General features: G+C 56.4%; 10 protein-coding genes and 3 pseudogenes. 7 read left to right on the plus strand and 6 right to left on the minus strand.

The features are described from left to right. Nucleotides 1–149 precede the first annotated feature (149 nt). Together IVB36_RS27890 and IVB36_RS27895 are read right to left on the minus strand one after the other, a co-directional pair. Nucleotides 150–407 (minus strand): annotated as a pseudogene (locus IVB36_RS27890) (transposase); the annotation flags it as partial. A gap of 299 nt (nucleotides 408–706) precedes the next feature. Further along, on the minus strand, nucleotides 707–2,086 hold the full coding sequence (locus IVB36_RS27895) for an amidohydrolase family protein (protein ID WP_247393782.1): 1,380 nt from the start codon (nucleotides 2,084–2,086) through the stop codon (nucleotides 707–709). Between the two features lie 900 nt (nucleotides 2,087–2,986). Here IVB36_RS27895 and IVB36_RS27900 point away from each other — a divergent pair. The 3 genes from IVB36_RS27900 to IVB36_RS27910 all read left to right on the plus strand — a co-directional run bounded on the left by IVB36_RS27900 (nucleotide 2,987) and on the right by IVB36_RS27910 (nucleotide 5,709). Beyond that, nucleotides 2,987–3,409, plus strand: a complete 423-nt coding sequence (locus tag IVB36_RS27900; RefSeq protein ID WP_256467276.1) for a GNAT family N-acetyltransferase — start codon at nucleotides 2,987–2,989, stop codon at nucleotides 3,407–3,409. A gap of 523 nt (nucleotides 3,410–3,932) precedes the next feature. After that, entirely contained in the window at nucleotides 3,933–5,288 is a 1,356-nt protein-coding gene (locus IVB36_RS27905) for a Glu/Leu/Phe/Val dehydrogenase (protein ID WP_247393805.1), read from the plus strand. A gap of 256 nt (nucleotides 5,289–5,544) precedes the next feature. Continuing rightward, nucleotides 5,545–5,709 (plus strand): hypothetical protein, encoded by a 165-nt coding sequence (locus IVB36_RS27910; protein WP_247393786.1) that lies wholly within the window; start codon nucleotides 5,545–5,547, stop codon nucleotides 5,707–5,709. Nucleotides 5,710–5,995: 286 nt separating this feature from the next. On the opposite strand, the pseudogene IVB36_RS27915 reads toward IVB36_RS27910, so the two are convergent. Both IVB36_RS27915 and IVB36_RS27920 read right to left on the minus strand, forming a co-directional pair. After that, a pseudogene (locus IVB36_RS27915) lies at nucleotides 5,996–7,164 on the minus strand (Xaa-Pro peptidase family protein). A 798-nt stretch (nucleotides 7,165–7,962) separates the two neighbouring features. Then, the gene (locus IVB36_RS27920; protein ID WP_247393809.1) at nucleotides 7,963–9,384 is read right to left on the minus strand and encodes a M20 family metallopeptidase; all 1,422 of its coding nucleotides are present in this window, start codon (nucleotides 9,382–9,384) and stop codon (nucleotides 7,963–7,965) included. A 738-nt stretch (nucleotides 9,385–10,122) separates the two neighbouring features. Here IVB36_RS27920 and IVB36_RS27925 point away from each other — a divergent pair. Beyond that, nucleotides 10,123–11,148 carry a hypothetical protein gene (locus tag IVB36_RS27925; RefSeq protein ID WP_247393789.1) on the plus strand — a complete coding sequence of 342 codons (1,026 nt, stop codon included), beginning with the start codon at nucleotides 10,123–10,125 and terminating at the stop codon, nucleotides 11,146–11,148. A 28-nt stretch (nucleotides 11,149–11,176) separates the two neighbouring features. On the opposite strand, the gene IVB36_RS27930 is transcribed toward IVB36_RS27925, so the two are convergent. Next, nucleotides 11,177–11,659, minus strand: coding sequence for a MarR family transcriptional regulator (locus tag IVB36_RS27930; RefSeq protein ID WP_247393792.1), 483 nt, complete (start codon nucleotides 11,657–11,659; stop codon nucleotides 11,177–11,179). A gap of 468 nt (nucleotides 11,660–12,127) precedes the next feature. Between IVB36_RS27930 and IVB36_RS27935 the strand changes: the two genes are divergently transcribed. The 3 genes and pseudogenes from IVB36_RS27935 to IVB36_RS27950 all read left to right on the plus strand — a co-directional run. After that, nucleotides 12,128–13,648 (plus strand): porin, encoded by a 1,521-nt coding sequence (locus tag IVB36_RS27935; RefSeq protein ID WP_247393795.1) that lies wholly within the window; start codon nucleotides 12,128–12,130, stop codon nucleotides 13,646–13,648. A 541-nt stretch (nucleotides 13,649–14,189) separates the two neighbouring features. After that, entirely contained in the window at nucleotides 14,190–15,593 is a 1,404-nt protein-coding gene (locus tag IVB36_RS27945) for a CapA family protein (RefSeq protein WP_247393800.1), read from the plus strand. Nucleotides 15,594–15,694: 101 nt separating this feature from the next. Next, nucleotides 15,695–16,681, plus strand: a pseudogene (locus tag IVB36_RS27950) (IS110 family transposase); the annotation flags it as partial. Here the strand turns inward: IVB36_RS27950 and IVB36_RS27955 are convergent. After that, nucleotides 16,586–16,847, minus strand: a 262-nt coding sequence (locus IVB36_RS27955; RefSeq protein WP_247393811.1) for a hypothetical protein, incomplete at its 5' end; no start/stop codon positions are given. The pseudogene IVB36_RS27950 and the gene IVB36_RS27955 overlap by 96 nt on opposite strands.

Genomic DNA, 16,847 nt, shown 5'->3' on the forward strand with positions numbered 1-16,847 from the left:
AGCCCGAACCATTTATCTGGGAACGGCACGCGCGGATCTCATCATGGCCTGGCTGCAACAGCGGCCCACTTGCAAGAGGCCGGATACATTTGTGCAGACTGCATCGTCCTGATTAAACGACCTTGCACGGGCGGGGCGGGTCATACATTTTTTGACAAAAGCTCGCGTAGCGCTGCAGCATCCAGCATCTGCTCGGCCAGGAGCTTCTTCAGCTTGGCGTTCTCGTCCTCGAGTTGCCGTAGCCGCTTGGCATCGGAGACGTCCAGACCGCCGAACTTCGCCTTCCAATTGTACAGCGTCGCTTCAGAGACGCCATGCTTCCGCGCCAAATCGGCAGCCTTCGCACCCGCCTCATGCTCACGCAGCACGCCAATAATCTGCTCTTCCGTAAACCTGGCTCGCTTCATCTGTCCGTCCTTCAGAAGGCCGGACTCTAACTTCAACTGGAGGAAATCGGCAGGGGCAGGTCACTGCCCTCGCTTCTTGGCTTCTGGCCTGAGATGAAGATCCTGAACTTGTGATCGGGCGGCGCATTATGGCCGCGGTATCTTTTGGCGGAGGGGGTGCGTGCGATTGTGTTGCCGACCAGAGCCTCCATGCACATGCGGCGCACTAGGAACTCGCGCCAGCCGGCGCCGAGAGAGGTCCTCTTAGGGCGCGCTGCAACGCCTCTCATTCCGCACTCGGCCGAAGCGCACCTTCGCTGTCAGTTGATCCTGTAGAGCGATCGGTTGTTCTTATAAAGTATCATCCTGGCGCCCTCAATTGCCTCCTCCAGGCTCAGGCTTCCTCCTACTATGTGCTCAGTCAGCGCTTGAGCAAGATACCGCTTGCCCCACCGACCGGAAAGCCAATAAAGCTCAGGAATGTGGCAAGCATCACTCGCATACATTATCTTAGATAGTGGAACGACCTCCATCACTTGCATGTATCTCTGAAACAAGCTCTGATGCACGAATGGTGTCATGATAGATAGCTCGAAATAGCAATTCGGATACAAATGACTAAGCCAAGCGGCCTTTCCCACCGATGGATAACCGGCGTGTAGAGGAATAATTTTCGGCATACGCATTACATCATCTCGGTCGAACCGACAGACCTCCTCAAGAAAAAATGGGTCTTGATTGCGGAGAATTACGTAAGGCGCTTCTCCATCCCCTGTATGGATCTGCATGGGAATGTCGCGCCGGAGACACTCTTCAAGAGCCAACGTGAAATTGTAGCGCCGGAGATCCTTCGATACATTGTAATTAGCTTCTCGTTCCTTCGGCATATTGTGAAAGCATTCTCTGAGATTTTGCCAGGATGCCTGAGCGACCCCGCGATCATAAAGGGGCCTTATCAACCCGATGAACGGCAGGAGGTAGGACTTCATTCCAAAAGAGTTTTTCCCATAGTTTCCGTCTCCGGTCCCGTCCAGCATTTCGCGCATCCTAGTTAGAAAGCGCTGCTCGTATTCTTCGAACGAGACATCGAGAGGAAAAAGCTCTTTTTGGATCATCTCTATCCGGGCGAGACGATTGGTACGGCAAGGCAGAATGGCTTCTTCAAAGCGCGATATCTCTTCCGCTCCACACCCCTCAGCATATCCCGTATCAAGCATGATGTTCTCATACTTCACGTCCCGTAATAAGCTATTGACGTAGCCCCAGTAATCCCTTCCGCGCTCATTCCTGGCTTCGATGACCGCCTCGAGTCTCGACTCACAACCCAGGAAGTGCGACAGCTCCCTAGTAAGGAACTTCATAAATACACTTTCTGCGATATCTCGAGTGATGCCGTCGACCTTGCTCTGGATGTCAAACTTTCGATTAAAGTCGTGCCTGGTTGCCTCATCGCCATTTAGCCAGCGGTCATAAACGCCCTGGGGAAAGTAACTGGCGACAGGATATCCCGCCAAGGATATGCGTTCCACATAACGCTGCGGAGTCGTTACGGCATCGCGATCGGTGATTATGTGGCAATGGGTATCGTCGATAGGGAGATCATTCACTACCTCAAAGACTTTCATGAACTCAGGATGCTGTCTGGACAGGAACAGCGGAAGGGAGTCGAGGCCACGTGAGCGATTGCGATCGATCGTCATGGCTGTCGTAGCTCCAGGCCGGGGCCTCTATTTGATCCGCTATTGCGACGAGAGACCTATCTCTATGGGTTTTGCGAACCCAGGCGTTCGGAACGATCCAAATACGTCTGTGATGTCAACATATCACGCAATCGAGGATGTTTTGAGCGCGCACCCACGTTGACGCGAAGGATTTGCGCAACATTCCGCCAGTGCTTGCAGCTTTTTATCGCGAGCTAGTGGTCTGATTCATTCGGGAAGATTCCCAAATCGACCGAAGCAGATCAATATGTCGGCATGAGCGCAGGAGCTATCGTATGGCAATGCGACCGAGCAACGATCACACATCTTGCTCTGCTCCGATCGGCGCTACATGCGCCTCGCGCAACAAACAAGACGCAGAAGGACAAATTACGAAAGCCGTCTTTCACCAACTGGCTAAACACAGTCGGTCTTTGACTCGCGTGTTCATAGATACTTTGAGAAGATTGGCGCGTCATCGTCCCGGGAGGATTGTTGTCACGCCGTGCAACTCTTCCCCGCGTCCGCCGATGTCGACCATAGCGGCGCTTCCTACACCCGAGCGCAGACGGCCAGCCTTATCTCTTTCAGCACTAAGCTTTGTAAGGAGTGCACCACCGACACGATATCACTTTCAGCGATCTGAACGAAGCCCGTCATCCGAACGTCAACATGCCGGCATATCGCTGTCCCGGATGATGCAGCAGCCTTGATGACGCCACAATACCTGTCCGCATGCGGCTTGAACTTGGAGGATGATGTCACATGGTGACCACGCGAGAAGTCTCTGTTGAGGACGCCAAGACGGTGGCTGGTTTGGTTGCTGCCCTGCTTGCCGAACTCGGGCCCGGTGAACGTGGGGCCGGAGTAGACACCCGGCTCGTGGGCGATCTCCTGGCGATGAAGGAGCGCGTCTGTGGCTTTCTCGCATTCGACCTCGAGAACCCTGTTGGTCTCATTATGCTATCTGAGGGGGCGGCACTGCTCGCGTGTGGGATCTATGGAATCGTAACCGAACTCTATGTGGTCCCGGACCAGCGATCATCTGGGGTGGCGATGCGACTCATCGATGCTGCTGTAGATCTCGGAAAGGAAAAGGGCTGGCGCCACCTCGAAGTTGGGGTCCCAAGGCAGCCGATGTGGAGCCGCAGCCCACATTCCGCATTATATTTAAAGGCGGGCTTTGCGGAGATTGGCCCCCGTCTTAGGCTGCCCTTGCATTCTCCCAGTAGGGCGCCTGCTGAAGCGGAGAGACCCAGGCTAGGCCGTAGGCGGCGCCGCGTGCATCGCTGCCCGACTTCATCTGCTGCACACTTTGCCTAAGGCATCAGCCTGCTACTTATGACTGCCCGCGAGGATTCCGAGTTGAAGCTGCCTCACAACTTGGTGCGTCGCCGTAGCAGCACGCGCATATAATGTTCAGGAACGGATTTCGACTTCTCGACGCTTTTTTGCTACTGGCGCACGTGCGTTATCTTTGGCATGCATCGAACACTCGCTCCGCGAATCATTCTGCCGCAGGCCCCCCACATGGGGCCGCTGCTGACAAGCCAGCACGAACGCGACCGGAGGTCCATATTCCTTCTACGCGCCGACGACAGCCTGAACCGGTAACGCAGGATCCTACGATATCGAGTAGAAGTGTTGTCCTGCGGAGAAGTCCCGAAGCACACCGCGAAGGTCAGTAGCCCGCGTGAATGGCTAAGTCCCGACCGAATACTTCAATGATCCAGATGTAGAACGAATAGAATAGGGGAAATCACAATGACGCAACGAAGGTCTTGTAATGCAGGCTGCTAACTCTAATGGCTTTCTCGAGAGCGTCGGCAAACATTTCCAGCATTCGATGGCGTTTCTCGATCTGCCCGAGGGTTTGGCGGAGCGGATCATTCAATGTAACTCAACCTACACGGTTCGCTTTGGCGTGAGACTGCGCGGCCGCATGTACAGCTTTGTCGGCTGGCGATCCGTCCACAGCGAACACACAGAGCCTGTGAAGGGCGGTATTCGCTACGCGCCGAACGCCGACGCCGACGAAGTGGAGGCGCTCGCTGCGCTCATGACGCTTAAATGCTCACTTGTCGATGTACCCTTTGGCGGCTCGAAGGGAGCCCTCAAGATTGATCCGCGCGAATGGACCCCACAGGAACTCGAGCGTATCACCCGCCGCTTCACCCAGGAACTCAACAAGCGTGGCCTGATCGGCCCTGGCGTCAACGTTCCGGCCCCGGACATCGGCACAAGCGAGCGGGAGATGGCCTGGATGATGGACGAATTCCGCCGTGCGAACCCGACCGATGTCATCAACGCACGGGCCTGTGTAACGGGAACACCTTTGTCGAAAGGCGGGATTGCCGGTCGCACCGAGGCAACGGGGAGGGGTCTGCAGTTTGCGCTCCAGAGCTATCTTCGCGATCCGCGCACCCGAGGTATGAATGGCAAGCGCGATCTCAAGGAAGCTTCTATCGTGATCCAAGGCTTTGGCAATGTCGGCTATCACGCGGCTAAATTCCTGTCTGAGGAGGACGGCGCCCGGGTAATCGCCGTTGCTGAAAGCGACGGTTATGTCGCGAATTCAACGGGGCTCTCCATTGAATTGCTGAAGCGTCATCAAATTCAAACGGGCAGCATTCTGGGCTTCCCTGGCGCCACGTCTGCTGCTAACGATATGTCGGGTATCGAAATGGCCTGTGATGTTCTCGTTCCTGCAGCAATGGAGAACGCGATTCACACAGGGAATGCGGGCCGAATAAACGCGCATCTTGTAGTAGAAGCCGCCAACGGCCCTGTCACCTTCGAGGCCGACAAGATACTCCGCTCTCGAGGAATAACCATCCTACCGGATCTCTATGTGAATGCCGGCGGTGTTGTCGTCAGCTATTTCGAATGGGTGAAGAACCTAACACACATCCCGTTCGGCTTGATGGAACGGCGGCGACGAGAAAGGCGGAACCATACGATCGCTACAGCGCTGGAAAGGATGACTGGCAAGCAGTTTCCAGCTGACATGCGCGACGAGTTTCTTGAAGGAGGCGCAGAGATCGATCTCGTTCGATCCGGCCTTGAGGACGTCATGCGGAGCACCTGGGCGCGCATTGCAGATCTCATGGAGAAGCGGCCGGAGCTGGGCGACTACAGGACCGCCGCCTACGTCGCATCCATTAGACAGATCGCCGAAGCATACGAAGCGATCGGGATCTAAGAGCGGGTAGGAAACCAAAGGCCAGCGATTTGACCGCCAGCTTCGTAACGAAGGGCGAGGATCGCAAGAAACTCATGCGCAGTCCTAAAGCAGCCTTGGCCACAAAGAGAGCGCTGAGAGGCTGTTTGCTTCTTTCCTGACCCTGATAGTGAAAGCTTGACTTCAGTACGTCAAAGTGCGGCATCGCGTGACACTGGTTGTCCGTTCAGTATTGCCGGACCACCTCTCTGCGTGCACCCTGTCCTGCGAGAGCCCCGTGACTGGCGTTCTAGTCGCCACGGAGTTTTCCGTCCTGCAGCAGCGTCTTGTAGTACGCCAGGTGGCGCGGGTGGAGCAATGGGCATGGACGGAGCTCGCAGCGGTTGCCGAGCCGATGGTCCGTTGCGGTGAGGTGAGCGCCGCGTATGTCAGCGACGAGTAGGGGCGCTGGGGATTGTAGTCGACGATCCAGACGGCGAGATTGGCGCGCGCATCGTCCAGATTGACTAGCAGTGTCTGTTGAGCAGCTCCTGGCCCGCAATCTCTCGAGACAAACAGCGGCATGGGGTTAAGCTGAATCGATTTGGATTCTCAAATCAGTATGTCTCTGATTCACCATGTTGGCCGGCCGGAAGCCTGCACGGACGGGCAATCCTTTTAGCGCCTGCAGGCTCCCGATCCCTTGCCGTTAGGCGACATAGCATTTGTTACGTCGTTGCGTTACCAGATTAAATTTCGAACAGCTCACGGGGCAGCTTGGTAAATGGTTCACCACCAAGATCTGTGACGCGAAACGTTTCGCTGATCACATAGCCGATATCTTCACCGATCCAGTTTCCGAGCATGAGGTGAAAGGTCATGTTCGACTTCAAGATAGTCGTGTCACCTTCCTTCAAGCTCGCCGTTGGCTCTGTCCAATCGATTCCGACCGCGTAGCCACACCGCGACTCCTTGTGAAAGCCATGCTTCCTCAGCGTAGGTTGAAAGCCGCGGCGACATCGTTACACGTCATTCCGGTCTTGGCTACCGAAAGTGCAGCTTCCAGGCCAGCAACTTCTCCTTCATGCAGCCGCCGTATCTGATCTGATGGTTTGCCAATCGACAAGGTGCGCATCAATGGGGACGTATAGCCGTGACGCACGCCGGTTAACTCGAGGTTGATTTGCGAACCTTGTTGGAAGACGTCCTCTGTCCAGCTAATGTGACACGTGGACGTTCGCGGTGTCGCGCACAGAAAGAAGCTCGCGGCGTCGGTGCCGGGCTTTCCGTTAGCACCGCGCACCAATGTTGCGATGATCTCTGCGGATGCATCGGCTTCGCGCACGCCCGGGCGAATAACGTCCATCCCCTTGAGCATTCCCGCATCAGAAATTGCGGCGGCTTCGCGCATGATGCCGATTTCCAGGTCCGACTTCTCGCCTCGAATCCAGGTCACGAGGTTCGTGCAATCAAGGATTTTCGCGCCAACGAACCGGGACCTGACTTTTTCGACGGCTATCGTCGACAGAAACTTTGCTTCAAGGCCAATCCTCTTGCGGCCGAGCCCCTTGTCCAGGATAAGATCGATTATCGCGTCGTACCCATCGCGGTCGGCATTGCCAATCAGGGCTTCCGGGTAGCCGATCACATTGGTTCGATCGATGAACATCTGATGGAGTGCAGCTGGCGCGTCCATCCGCCGCGTAACAAAGGTTGGCTCTTCCTCGCTCAAAGAGACGAGTAGAGCTTGAGGCACATATCCGGACTTTGAAGTGTATCCCGAAAGGTATGTGATGTTGGCTGAAACCGAGACCACCAGCAGTTCGACCTCGCGTCGCTTCATCTCCGACTTTACGGCGGACAAGCGTCGCATATATTCAGACCGGGGAAACACCAGCTCGGCTCTTGGCATTGCCATGATTTCAGCTCCTTGCATAAATAATCAACCGCTTAAGCCCAAGTAGATTCGGTCTTGTGGAAGGCGTCGCCCGATGCTCCACACCTTTCTGGAACATCAACATTTCATTTGCGGAGTTTTCCAGCGGTAGCTGGACGACTCCGGCTCGTGACGCATTTCGGAGGTTGCTCTCGCTCGCGACCGGTGAGCAAGTTGTTCGCCGTGGTTCCGCCACCGTCGCGTTCCAGGCTTTGTCGCGCGAAGTCGATAGAAACACCGGATCCTTCTGGTAGTGGTCCCAACCCAAAACACTCCCGGCAGCCAGCTAATCTTTTTGAACGACCTTCAACGCAACTCGGAGTAACGATTAAACCTGCGACGATACTGCGGAAGCTTCCCTCTGAAGTTCAAGGCTAACTACAGACTGGCGATGTAAAGCTGTAAACTTGCTAAGTTCGGCGCAGATTTTCTGCGGAATTTAGCGTTCCGTGAGCCGTACAGCTCTCTCCACTATTTCCGAAGCGTCGCGTTTCTCACCAAGATGAACAGCCCGAGGGGCAGTCCGTCTGTGTGACCGCAAGGCTTGAATGCATTAGGATCCCGCAAAGTGTGTGATGCCGCATTCGGGCGCACCGTTCGTTCGATGGCTCGCGGTCCTCCTGCTCGCACTCATGCTCACCCTGGGCAGTTGGCCAGCGAAAGCGCGACTCCCCTCAAATCGCCTTAGGTGAGCCATTATGCACACCCAGCATCTTACGGGAACGCATGTTGGATAACCCGAAGGCGTGGTGCTCGCGCTATCGTCCTGCGGGTTTGATCTTATTTTGCCGCCATAGAGAGCGGAGGTTCGGCTTCTGGTCCTACCGGATTTTTGAACTCGTTGTCTTTACGGTAACTCTCAAGCGCTTCTTTTGCCGCAGCGAGGAGAGCAGGATCCGAAAGGACGTCGGCGGCCACGCCTGCCATAGCTTTTGCGGCGAAGGCGATTCCTTTGTGAGCAGCGGGGGACTTGCCTTGTGCAACCAGCTGCCAGGAATGACCTGGCGTCCCGATCGCATAGCATGAGACTAAGCATTGCACCGTAGGAACGACCCAGCTCACGGTCCCTACGTCCGTGGAGCCAATCGAGTCGGTGCGAGAGCCATCCGGTGGGTAAATTTTGCCGCTGAGGGGGTCTGCGGTCACCGGCAGACCGTGACGACCATACGCGGAACGAATATCGTCGGGCGGGAGAGTGCGTTGAATCTGTCTGGCGAACTCCATATCACAACTGTCGAACTCAACTCCGCCCAGTTGCAGCAGGTTCTCATGCATGGTTTCTTCCAAGGGAACGTTGGCAACTAAGTTGGCCTCGCCCGATAGTTGTTTCATTTCCACTCTGGTCTCCGTCATCAGCGCCGCGCCCTCAGCGATCTTCCGGACCCGCTCGACCAAACCCCACATGTCATTGAGTTTAAGTGCCCGAACGAGATGACGAACAACAGCACGCGGTTGCACCACGTTTGGGGCGATACCTCCACCATCCACGAGGGCGTAGTGGACGCGAGCCGAGGAGGGCATGTGCTCGCGCATATAATTCACACCTACGCTCATGAGCTCCACGGCATCGAGCGCGCTTCGCCCAAGATGCGGCGCCACCGCAGCATGGGCGGCGCGCCCATGAAACGTGAATTCCATTTCCACACACGCGAGCGAAGCCGCGGGCCACACGCCCGTAAAGGCTGAGGGGTGCCAACAAAGCGCAATATCGACATCATCGAACGCGCCAGCTCGAACCAAAAAGCTCTTGCCAGATCCGCCCTCTTCCGCAGGACAGCCATAGTAGCGCACTCGGCCAGGTAGCCCGGCTTGGGCCAGCCAATCCTTTACCGCCACTGCAGCCAACAGCGAGGCCGAGCCGAGCATGTTGTGACCGCAGCCGTGCCCTGAACCGCCCGGAACGAGAGGCCGCTGTTCAGCGAGGCCTGCTTCCTGGCTCAAACCGGGCAGCGCGTCGTATTCACCGAGGATAGCAATAACAGGGCCGCCTTTACCCGCTTCACCCATCACTGCTGTTGGGATTCCGGCCAGCGCTTCGGAGACCGTAAAGCCCTGCAAGGCGAGCGTCTGACGATGTTCGCTGAATGCGAAGAATTCCTGATAGTTCTCTTCGGGGCGCCCCCAGATCCGGTCGCTCAAACCGAAAAATTCCGTTTTATGAGACTCAACGCACTCCCAAACTGGCTTCGTGTTCCTTAGCATGAATTCCTCGCCTAAGATCCGATCACTTACTTGCTCTTCGCATTTCCGCTCATTCACATGCCATCGAGCCCCACATCGAAGTCAGGCTCGATCAAGCAAAGATGAATCTGGCAACCGTCTCTTTGACTTTGCTAATGCTGCACGACCCGGAAACGCTCTCTGTGCGAGATTACGCCATCTGCCGCAACAATCGGCGGCAAATGCGCTGCGCCTGCGATGGAATGCGGCGTTGGGAGCGGTTGACGTGCCGAAATCCCTCCTTGGACTCTTGTGCCGCTTTGCCACATTAGCATAGCCCGCACGGTCTATCCTTCGGCCTCAGCAGCCAAGTCTATGGGATAGAACGCAATTCGTTCGAAACACTTGCGCAATGGAAGAGCAGGCGAAGTTGCTGCTGATGCAGACTCACTCGTTTGGCATGAACGTAGCGCGGAAGCCGCCATGGTCTCAGGTTTGACGTCGCGACAACGATCTGCCGACGCCCCAGGCGCGTCGTGCGCGGAGCCGTATTGAGTTGTTACGCCTAAAAACCTCTTATAACGGCCCAAGACGCACGACTTCGAGCTTAAAGGCGCGCCTACGAGCAGTTTCTCGGCAGGAACTCGGTATAAACTACCAACCGATGAGGAAAACGACGGATCTTTGATAGTACCAACACCTAGGACCGAGATTCACTGGCGGCTTAGCTTCTGAATGACTGGACCACGAGGGCCCAGGATCTGCACCGAGGACAAATTGATGGAGTCTCGTGCTTGGTTTGCTGGAACGAGCGATCTTGCGTCCACCCGACGCGGCGCCTCGTCATTCTTGGATAGCCTCTCGTCGCATGACTGCGAGTTAGCGGCGCTGCAAAGCTGGGCCAAGACTTGGATAACGATAGGCCAGCACAATTCCAGTCTTGTTGAACTTAACTTGCAGAAGCAAGCGCTCGATATCGCCAAGGAGGCTTGGCTGTGCGCGCTAACTGCGTTCGAGGTTGCCAGAAGCCTACTTGCGGACGGGAACCGAGACGACCCAGAGATTTCCGCGAGAGTTGAAAGCGACTTTCGGAAATTCGGACCAGCTCTAGGGTACACGGTCGAAAATCTGCGAATTTCGTGCGATCAGGTTCAAGTGCCTGCCTGCTATTTGCCTGCCGGCGGCTCCAATTTACGCTTGCCGGCAGTGATCTGCATTAGCAGCGACGAAGAGAAAAGAATGAGCCTGCTCCGCAGACTCTTGCCGGTCATCATTGGTCGCAAGATGTCTATCCTCGTTGTCTCCTACGAGGACGTCGCAGGAAACTCTCGCGGCGAATCCGAGATGCTATTGTCTCGATGTTTGGACTATTTGTCCTGCTGTCCAGACATTGATCGCAATCGAATTGCTGTCTACGGTGATGGATCGTCGGCTGCCCTGGCCACTGATTTCGCCGCGTATGATGACCGGGTCGCCGCGGCGGTTTGCGACGCTGGGCTTTGGAATCGCGCGCGAACTTTGGGATGCATTAGATGGCTGACTCGCGCCACAGAGGACGCTGAGGCGAATTCGGCACATTCGCCTCAATTGACGCACAAGATAAACTGTCCAATTCTTGTGCCTGTAAGCGCCCGTGGCATTGTTAGCGTCTCAGATGTCGTCGAACTCCATGCAAATTGTATGGCCGCGGCGGTTCCTCTGGAGGTGATTCTACCTCAGATGTACCGTGGAGGCGCGGAGCCAGAAAACTTTGTGATCTTAGATCAGCGCATCTTTGATTGGCTCGAGAAGAAGCTCAACGAATAATGAGCAGGCGCTTGGGTTTCGTTTCGGCCTACAACACGCCTATGCTAAGCTTCTGCGAAGCCAGTCGGCTATTCTTTGCAATCGAGTTCAGCCGTTTGTTGAGGTAGTCGAGCGATGCCTCGTCGAGCCCCTCGATGAGCGCAGAATTCAACGCCTCTCTCTTGATGGACAGCTTCGCAATTTCCGCACGAGCCTTTTCGGTCAAAGACATTTCAATATATCTTCCATCCTCGCGCGAGATCTCACGCGTCAAAAAGTCCATCTCCTCGAGCTTCTTAGTTTGGGTAGTGACAAACGCAGGGTGGAACCGCAGCTTGCCGGCGACTGCTATGCCCGAAACACCACGCCCTTCGTCGAGTTCTTCGATCGCCATCAAAATCAGCCATTGGGGCTCGGTCAATCCCATAAGCTGTGCCCAGCTCTTGTGTATGCCCTCCAGTTGAGAGTGAAGCTCGACAATATTCCAAATCAGATCTCGAACAGCCCGGTCTACCGCTTGCATCTCAGACATCGTGATTGTTCCGCCGAAAGTCAGCGATAAGTCCGCTCCTGAGAGGGGTAACGCCCTAGAGGGCCCTAGGAAAGCCCCTCAAGAAACATGAAGCCTATTCCGAAAATGAATTGATATCATAAATTGAGAAAAGATACGATCCGGCCAGATCGATTAGAGGAGGGACTCTTCCACGATCATGTAAATCTCCAAGAAGAACCTCCGGGGTGCCCCCCGGTGGTTCTTTTTTTGGTGACCAGGGACTTTTTGCTCGTGAACACACGCTTTGGTGCCAAAATACAACACTCCGTAGCGTGTCATTAATTCGCATCATTAATTGATTGTATGAATTCATTTGGCGGCTTAGATCGTGAGTTGACGGAGAGGGGGCGCCTCGACGTCGTCCGTCAAGCACCTGCCCAGTCGGTGAGGCTAGCAGCGGCGGATCTTTGAAGGACGGAAACGACGTTTCCAACTTGGAGGTTCATCATGAAACTGACAAAGACTCTTTTCCTTGGATCCGCGGCAATGATTGCCAGCGCGACAGCTCAGGCAGCCGATCTTCCGGTCAAGGCCAAGGCGATCGAGTACGTAAAGATTTGCTCGCTCTATGGTGCTGGATTCTATTACATTCCCGGCACTGACACGTGCATCAAACTCGGCGGCTATTTGCGCACATCGCTGGCGCTGGGCTCGAACGGAGTTTATGCAACCGCCGACAGCGGCGTTGCTGGCGCCCGAAATCGGTTGAGCAACTACTACACCGCTCAATCCCGCGCAGACCTAAGCATCGACACCCGTACCGCCACGGAGTACGGGGTGGTTCGCACCTATTTCGAGGCTGTTAACACTTGGACGACAGGTGGCTATAGTGGCGCGGGTTCCAGTGCCACGAACGGCGCAACCGCCTACACAAGCTCAATCGCTTCTCAGGTTTCTGCTGGTTCTCTTGGTGTCTACTACGCGTTCTTCCAGTTTGCGGGATTTACCATCGGTAAGGCACAATCCCAGTTCGCAGCGCCCTGGACCAACTATCCTGCCAACAGCTTCGATGGACTACCCGGTGGCGGCGGCTGGGAGCCTGTGAACCAATTCACCTATACCGCTGACTTCGGCCAAGGCATTTCCGCCTCATTTTCAGCGCAGGACCAGGTTGCCAATCTGACGAGCAACATCTGGAACGTCAGCGGTGCGACTTCCACGGGTCTTGCAACTGGATCTTATGGAGCCAACGATATCGGAGGTTCGCGGGCTCCTGATCTCGTGGCAATGCTGCGCGTCGACCAAGCTTGGGGTCTATTCCAGGCGTCAGTAGCATCCCATGAAAATCACGCAGCATATTATGGTGCCGATGAAACAAGCGGCCACCCGGGCGATAAATGGGGCTGGGCTGGCCAGTTGGCTTTGTCGATCAAAAATATTCCCACTGGCGCGGGCGACACGATCAACATGTCGGGCGTGTATACGAATGGTGCGAGCCGCTACAACTTTCAGGAGTATATGTCCAGCACCTACGCGATGTATGGAGGCGCTGGTCTTCCTGGTGCTTACCAGAGTGTCGGTCTCGCCGGTCTATCTGATTCAGTATTCGTCACCGGCTCGGGCCAACAGCTAACCACAACCTACGGCTTTCAGGGGGGGTACACCCACAACTGGGATCCCCACTGGAACAGCAGCGTTTATGGGGGTTGGGGCGCTGTGCGCTACAACACTACCGCAAAAGGCTACATCTGCGGCGCAGTCCTAGCTACTCTCGCACTATCAAGTGGTGTCGCTGGCTGCAATCCCGACTTCAACTACGGTGTTGTCGGGTTGGTCACGCGGTGGACGCCGGTGAAAAATCTGACCTTCACCGCGGATCTCGCCTACGTAATGCTTGATCAAAAGTATGCCGCCGGTAGCACGGTTACCCTCCCGCTGCAGTCGAGCATCGCAAAGCCCGGTGCTGCATACGAGCTCAAGGATCAGAACGCCCTGACGCTCCTTCTCCGCGCTCAGCGCAACTGGTGATCATGGTGAACTAGAAGGAGAACACGAACGGCTCTCTATACCGCTTAACCTCCAAGAAAGCCTCCGGCATGCCCGCCGGGGGCTTTCATTCGATCAGATGCTGCAAAGACATGCGATCTGGGAAGCCGAATCTTTGATTGCTTACGCGAACGGCCGCGCCGCACGCGTGCCACTCAGTGACCAAATCGTACGCGGGCACGCTCGCCGCAGCATTGGAGCAGGAGGGCGTGCTCGACGCCTCGAAGACAATCACGCACTACGTACCCGAGTTGCGGGTCCGCGTGGCACGATGCCACGCTGCGCCAAGTCATAAACATGCAGACGGAGCTGGTGTACACGGAGCCTATGGTGACGAGCGCGCCAGTGTCTGGGCATATGCGCGCCCCTGCGGCTGGCGGCCGCGCTGAGCGTACGCGGAACGGGCCGCTGGTCCTCAACGCGCCTAAGATTCAGCGGACAGGCTTTACAAATCCAATAGCTTGTTCAGCATGCGCCAAAGAAACGATAGAGCCGAATAGACTTAGCCGAGAAGAACCAGCCTATGGAGCGACCTGTGCGGGAATACTTACACGAGAACGGCTGCCATCCAGCCCAGCAGGGGGTCGGCTATGACACCATTGGGTCGATTGCAACGAACGTTGCGGACGGCTTTACGATTGCGGCGGTCGGCGATCTTATCGTGACGCGGCCGCTGACCAAAGGCCAGCATTCGGGCTTCGGCGAAATCGTCGCGCTCCTTCGTAAGGCCGATGTCACTTTCGGCAACATGGAAACTAACATCTTCAACATCCGGTCATTCCAGGGCAGTCCGCAGGCTGAGTACGGCGGCGCGTATCACGTCGGCTTGCCCGCGCTCGGAGCGGACTTGAAGGCGATGGGCTTCAACCTCGTCAGCTACGCGAACAACCACACCTTCGACTGGGGCGTTGAAGGCATGCGCGAGACGATCCGGGCGCTCGACCAGAACGACATCGTCCATGCCGGGGCGGGCGAGACCCTCGCTGACGCCGGTGCCGCTCGCTTTCTCGAGACCGCCCGCGGTCGCGTGGGGCTGGTGTCGTTTGCGTCCACGTTCACGCCGCTGTCGCGGGCGGCCGATGCGGCCTGCGAGGCGCCGGGCAGACCGGGGATCAACGCTCTTCGTGTGGCGCGAAGCATCGTAGTTCTACCGGAGATGCTCGACAGCTTGAGGCACATACGCAATGCGTTGCCGGGCTTCGGGTCTGGCCGTGAAGATCCAGACCGAGTCGTACTCGCCGGAACGACATATACGGCTGGGCCCAAGGCGGGTTACAGCTACGAAGCCAACCCGCAGGATGTGGCAAACGTCCTCCGAAACGTGCGTCGGGGCAAGCAGTTCTCCGACTGCTGCGTCGCCACGAACCACGGTCACCAGCCCGGGAATTGGAGTCAGGAGCCGCCTGATTATGAACAAGCGCTTGCCCGTCGTCTCATAGATGCTGGGGCTGATGCCTACATTGGCCATGGACCGCACCAGCTGCGCGGCATCGAGATCTACAAGGGGCGGCCGATCTTCTATAGTTTGGGGAACTTCATCATGGATGACCTGCGGACGCCCGTGGGCGCTGACATGTTCGATGCTTATGGCAAGGACCCGCGCGTCGACACGGATGCTGAGGTGACCCTGGCCGAGATGGCCGGAGGATACGAGACTGATCCCGGGTTCTGCGATCCCGTCTACTATGAGAGCATTATCGCGGTTAGCCGATTCGAGCAGAACGAACTTGCTGAGGTGAGACTTTATCCTATCGAGCTTGGTCACTCGAAGCGGTTCGCCAACCGTGGGATTCCGTGTCCTGCCCCCGGGCTTCAAGCAAAGGTCATTCTGGAGCGTCTGCAGAGGCTCTCAGCGGCCTTTGGGACGGAGATCTCTATCGAGGACGAGGTTGGAGTGATTAGGCGGCGGCCCAGCTCGGCGCGGTGACGCAGCATTTGAACACGATGACGTAATTGCGGTCGGCGCTCGTGACAGACAACCTCCGTTATCGTTGAGCCCTCGCAATCAAATGATTCGAAGGAGCTCCCATGAAGCAGTACGTCGGGCTGGACGTCTCACAGAGAGAGACCGCTGTGTGCGTTGTCAACGAGACTGGTCAAGTAATCTTCGAAGGGAAAGCAAAGTCTAATCCTGGTGCCTTGACTGACCTGCTTAACAAACATGCGCCTCATGCCGAGCGTATCGGCTTCGAGACCGGTGCTATGGCGAGTTGGCTATGGCATGAACTCCGCAGGGTTGAGCTTCCCGTGGTCTGCATTGACGCTCGGCATGCGCACGCAGCTTTGTCGGTCCGAATGAACAAGAGCGATCAGAATGATGCGCGAGGGCTTGCCGAACTGGTGCGGGTTGGATCGTATCGAGAGGTAAAAGTCAAAAGTGAGGAAAGCCAGAAGATCCGAGCGATCCTTGTCGCCAGATCTCGGCTAGTGTCCATGCGCCGAGACATCGAGAACCAGGTTCGCAGCTTGATCAAGGAATGTGGATTGCTGTTCCCTCGCGCGATCGGCCAACAATTCCGCAACAGGTCAGCGAACTCTTGGGCGTCGATCATTTGCTTCTCAGCGTGATATCGCCGCTGCTCTCGATCCATGAGAACGTTTGTCAACAACAAGGTAAGTTCGACAACGAGGTCCGCCGGTTGGCAAAGCTGGACGAGACGACGCCTCGCCTGATGACGGTCCCGGGGGTCGGTGTCGTGACGGCCTAACGTTCCGCCACACGATCGATGACCCCTCGCGCTTCCGATCGGCTTCGACGGTCGGCGCCTACCTAGGCCTTACGCCGAGGCGCAGCCAATCCGGCGAAACCGACACCAACGGAAAGATATCTCGATGGGGCGACCGGCTTCTCCGAACTTACTTGTTCGAGGCCGCCACTGTCCCACTGTCCTTCTTTATCGAACCAAAAAGTGGTCGTCCCTAAAGGCCTGGGGCATGAAGCTCGCCAAGCGGATCGGCATGAAGAAGGCAAAGGTCGCCATCGCCCGAAAGATCGCCGTGATTCTCCACTGCATCGTAAGCGTAGCGCCGCGGCCCTTTAGATTGTCTGTGCGCGATCTTGGGAGCACCGTTAGAAGAGTCATCTTCTGCAAGGGTGCTCATAATGGACGACCATTCGGACGACATAAGACGACCATTGACACAGCGTATCGAAGTGTACGCCGGCGCAGGCCGTAAGCAG

This window comes from Bradyrhizobium sp. 35 (assembly GCF_023073215.1).
Lineage (GTDB): Bacteria > Pseudomonadota > Alphaproteobacteria > Rhizobiales > Xanthobacteraceae > Bradyrhizobium > Bradyrhizobium canariense_D.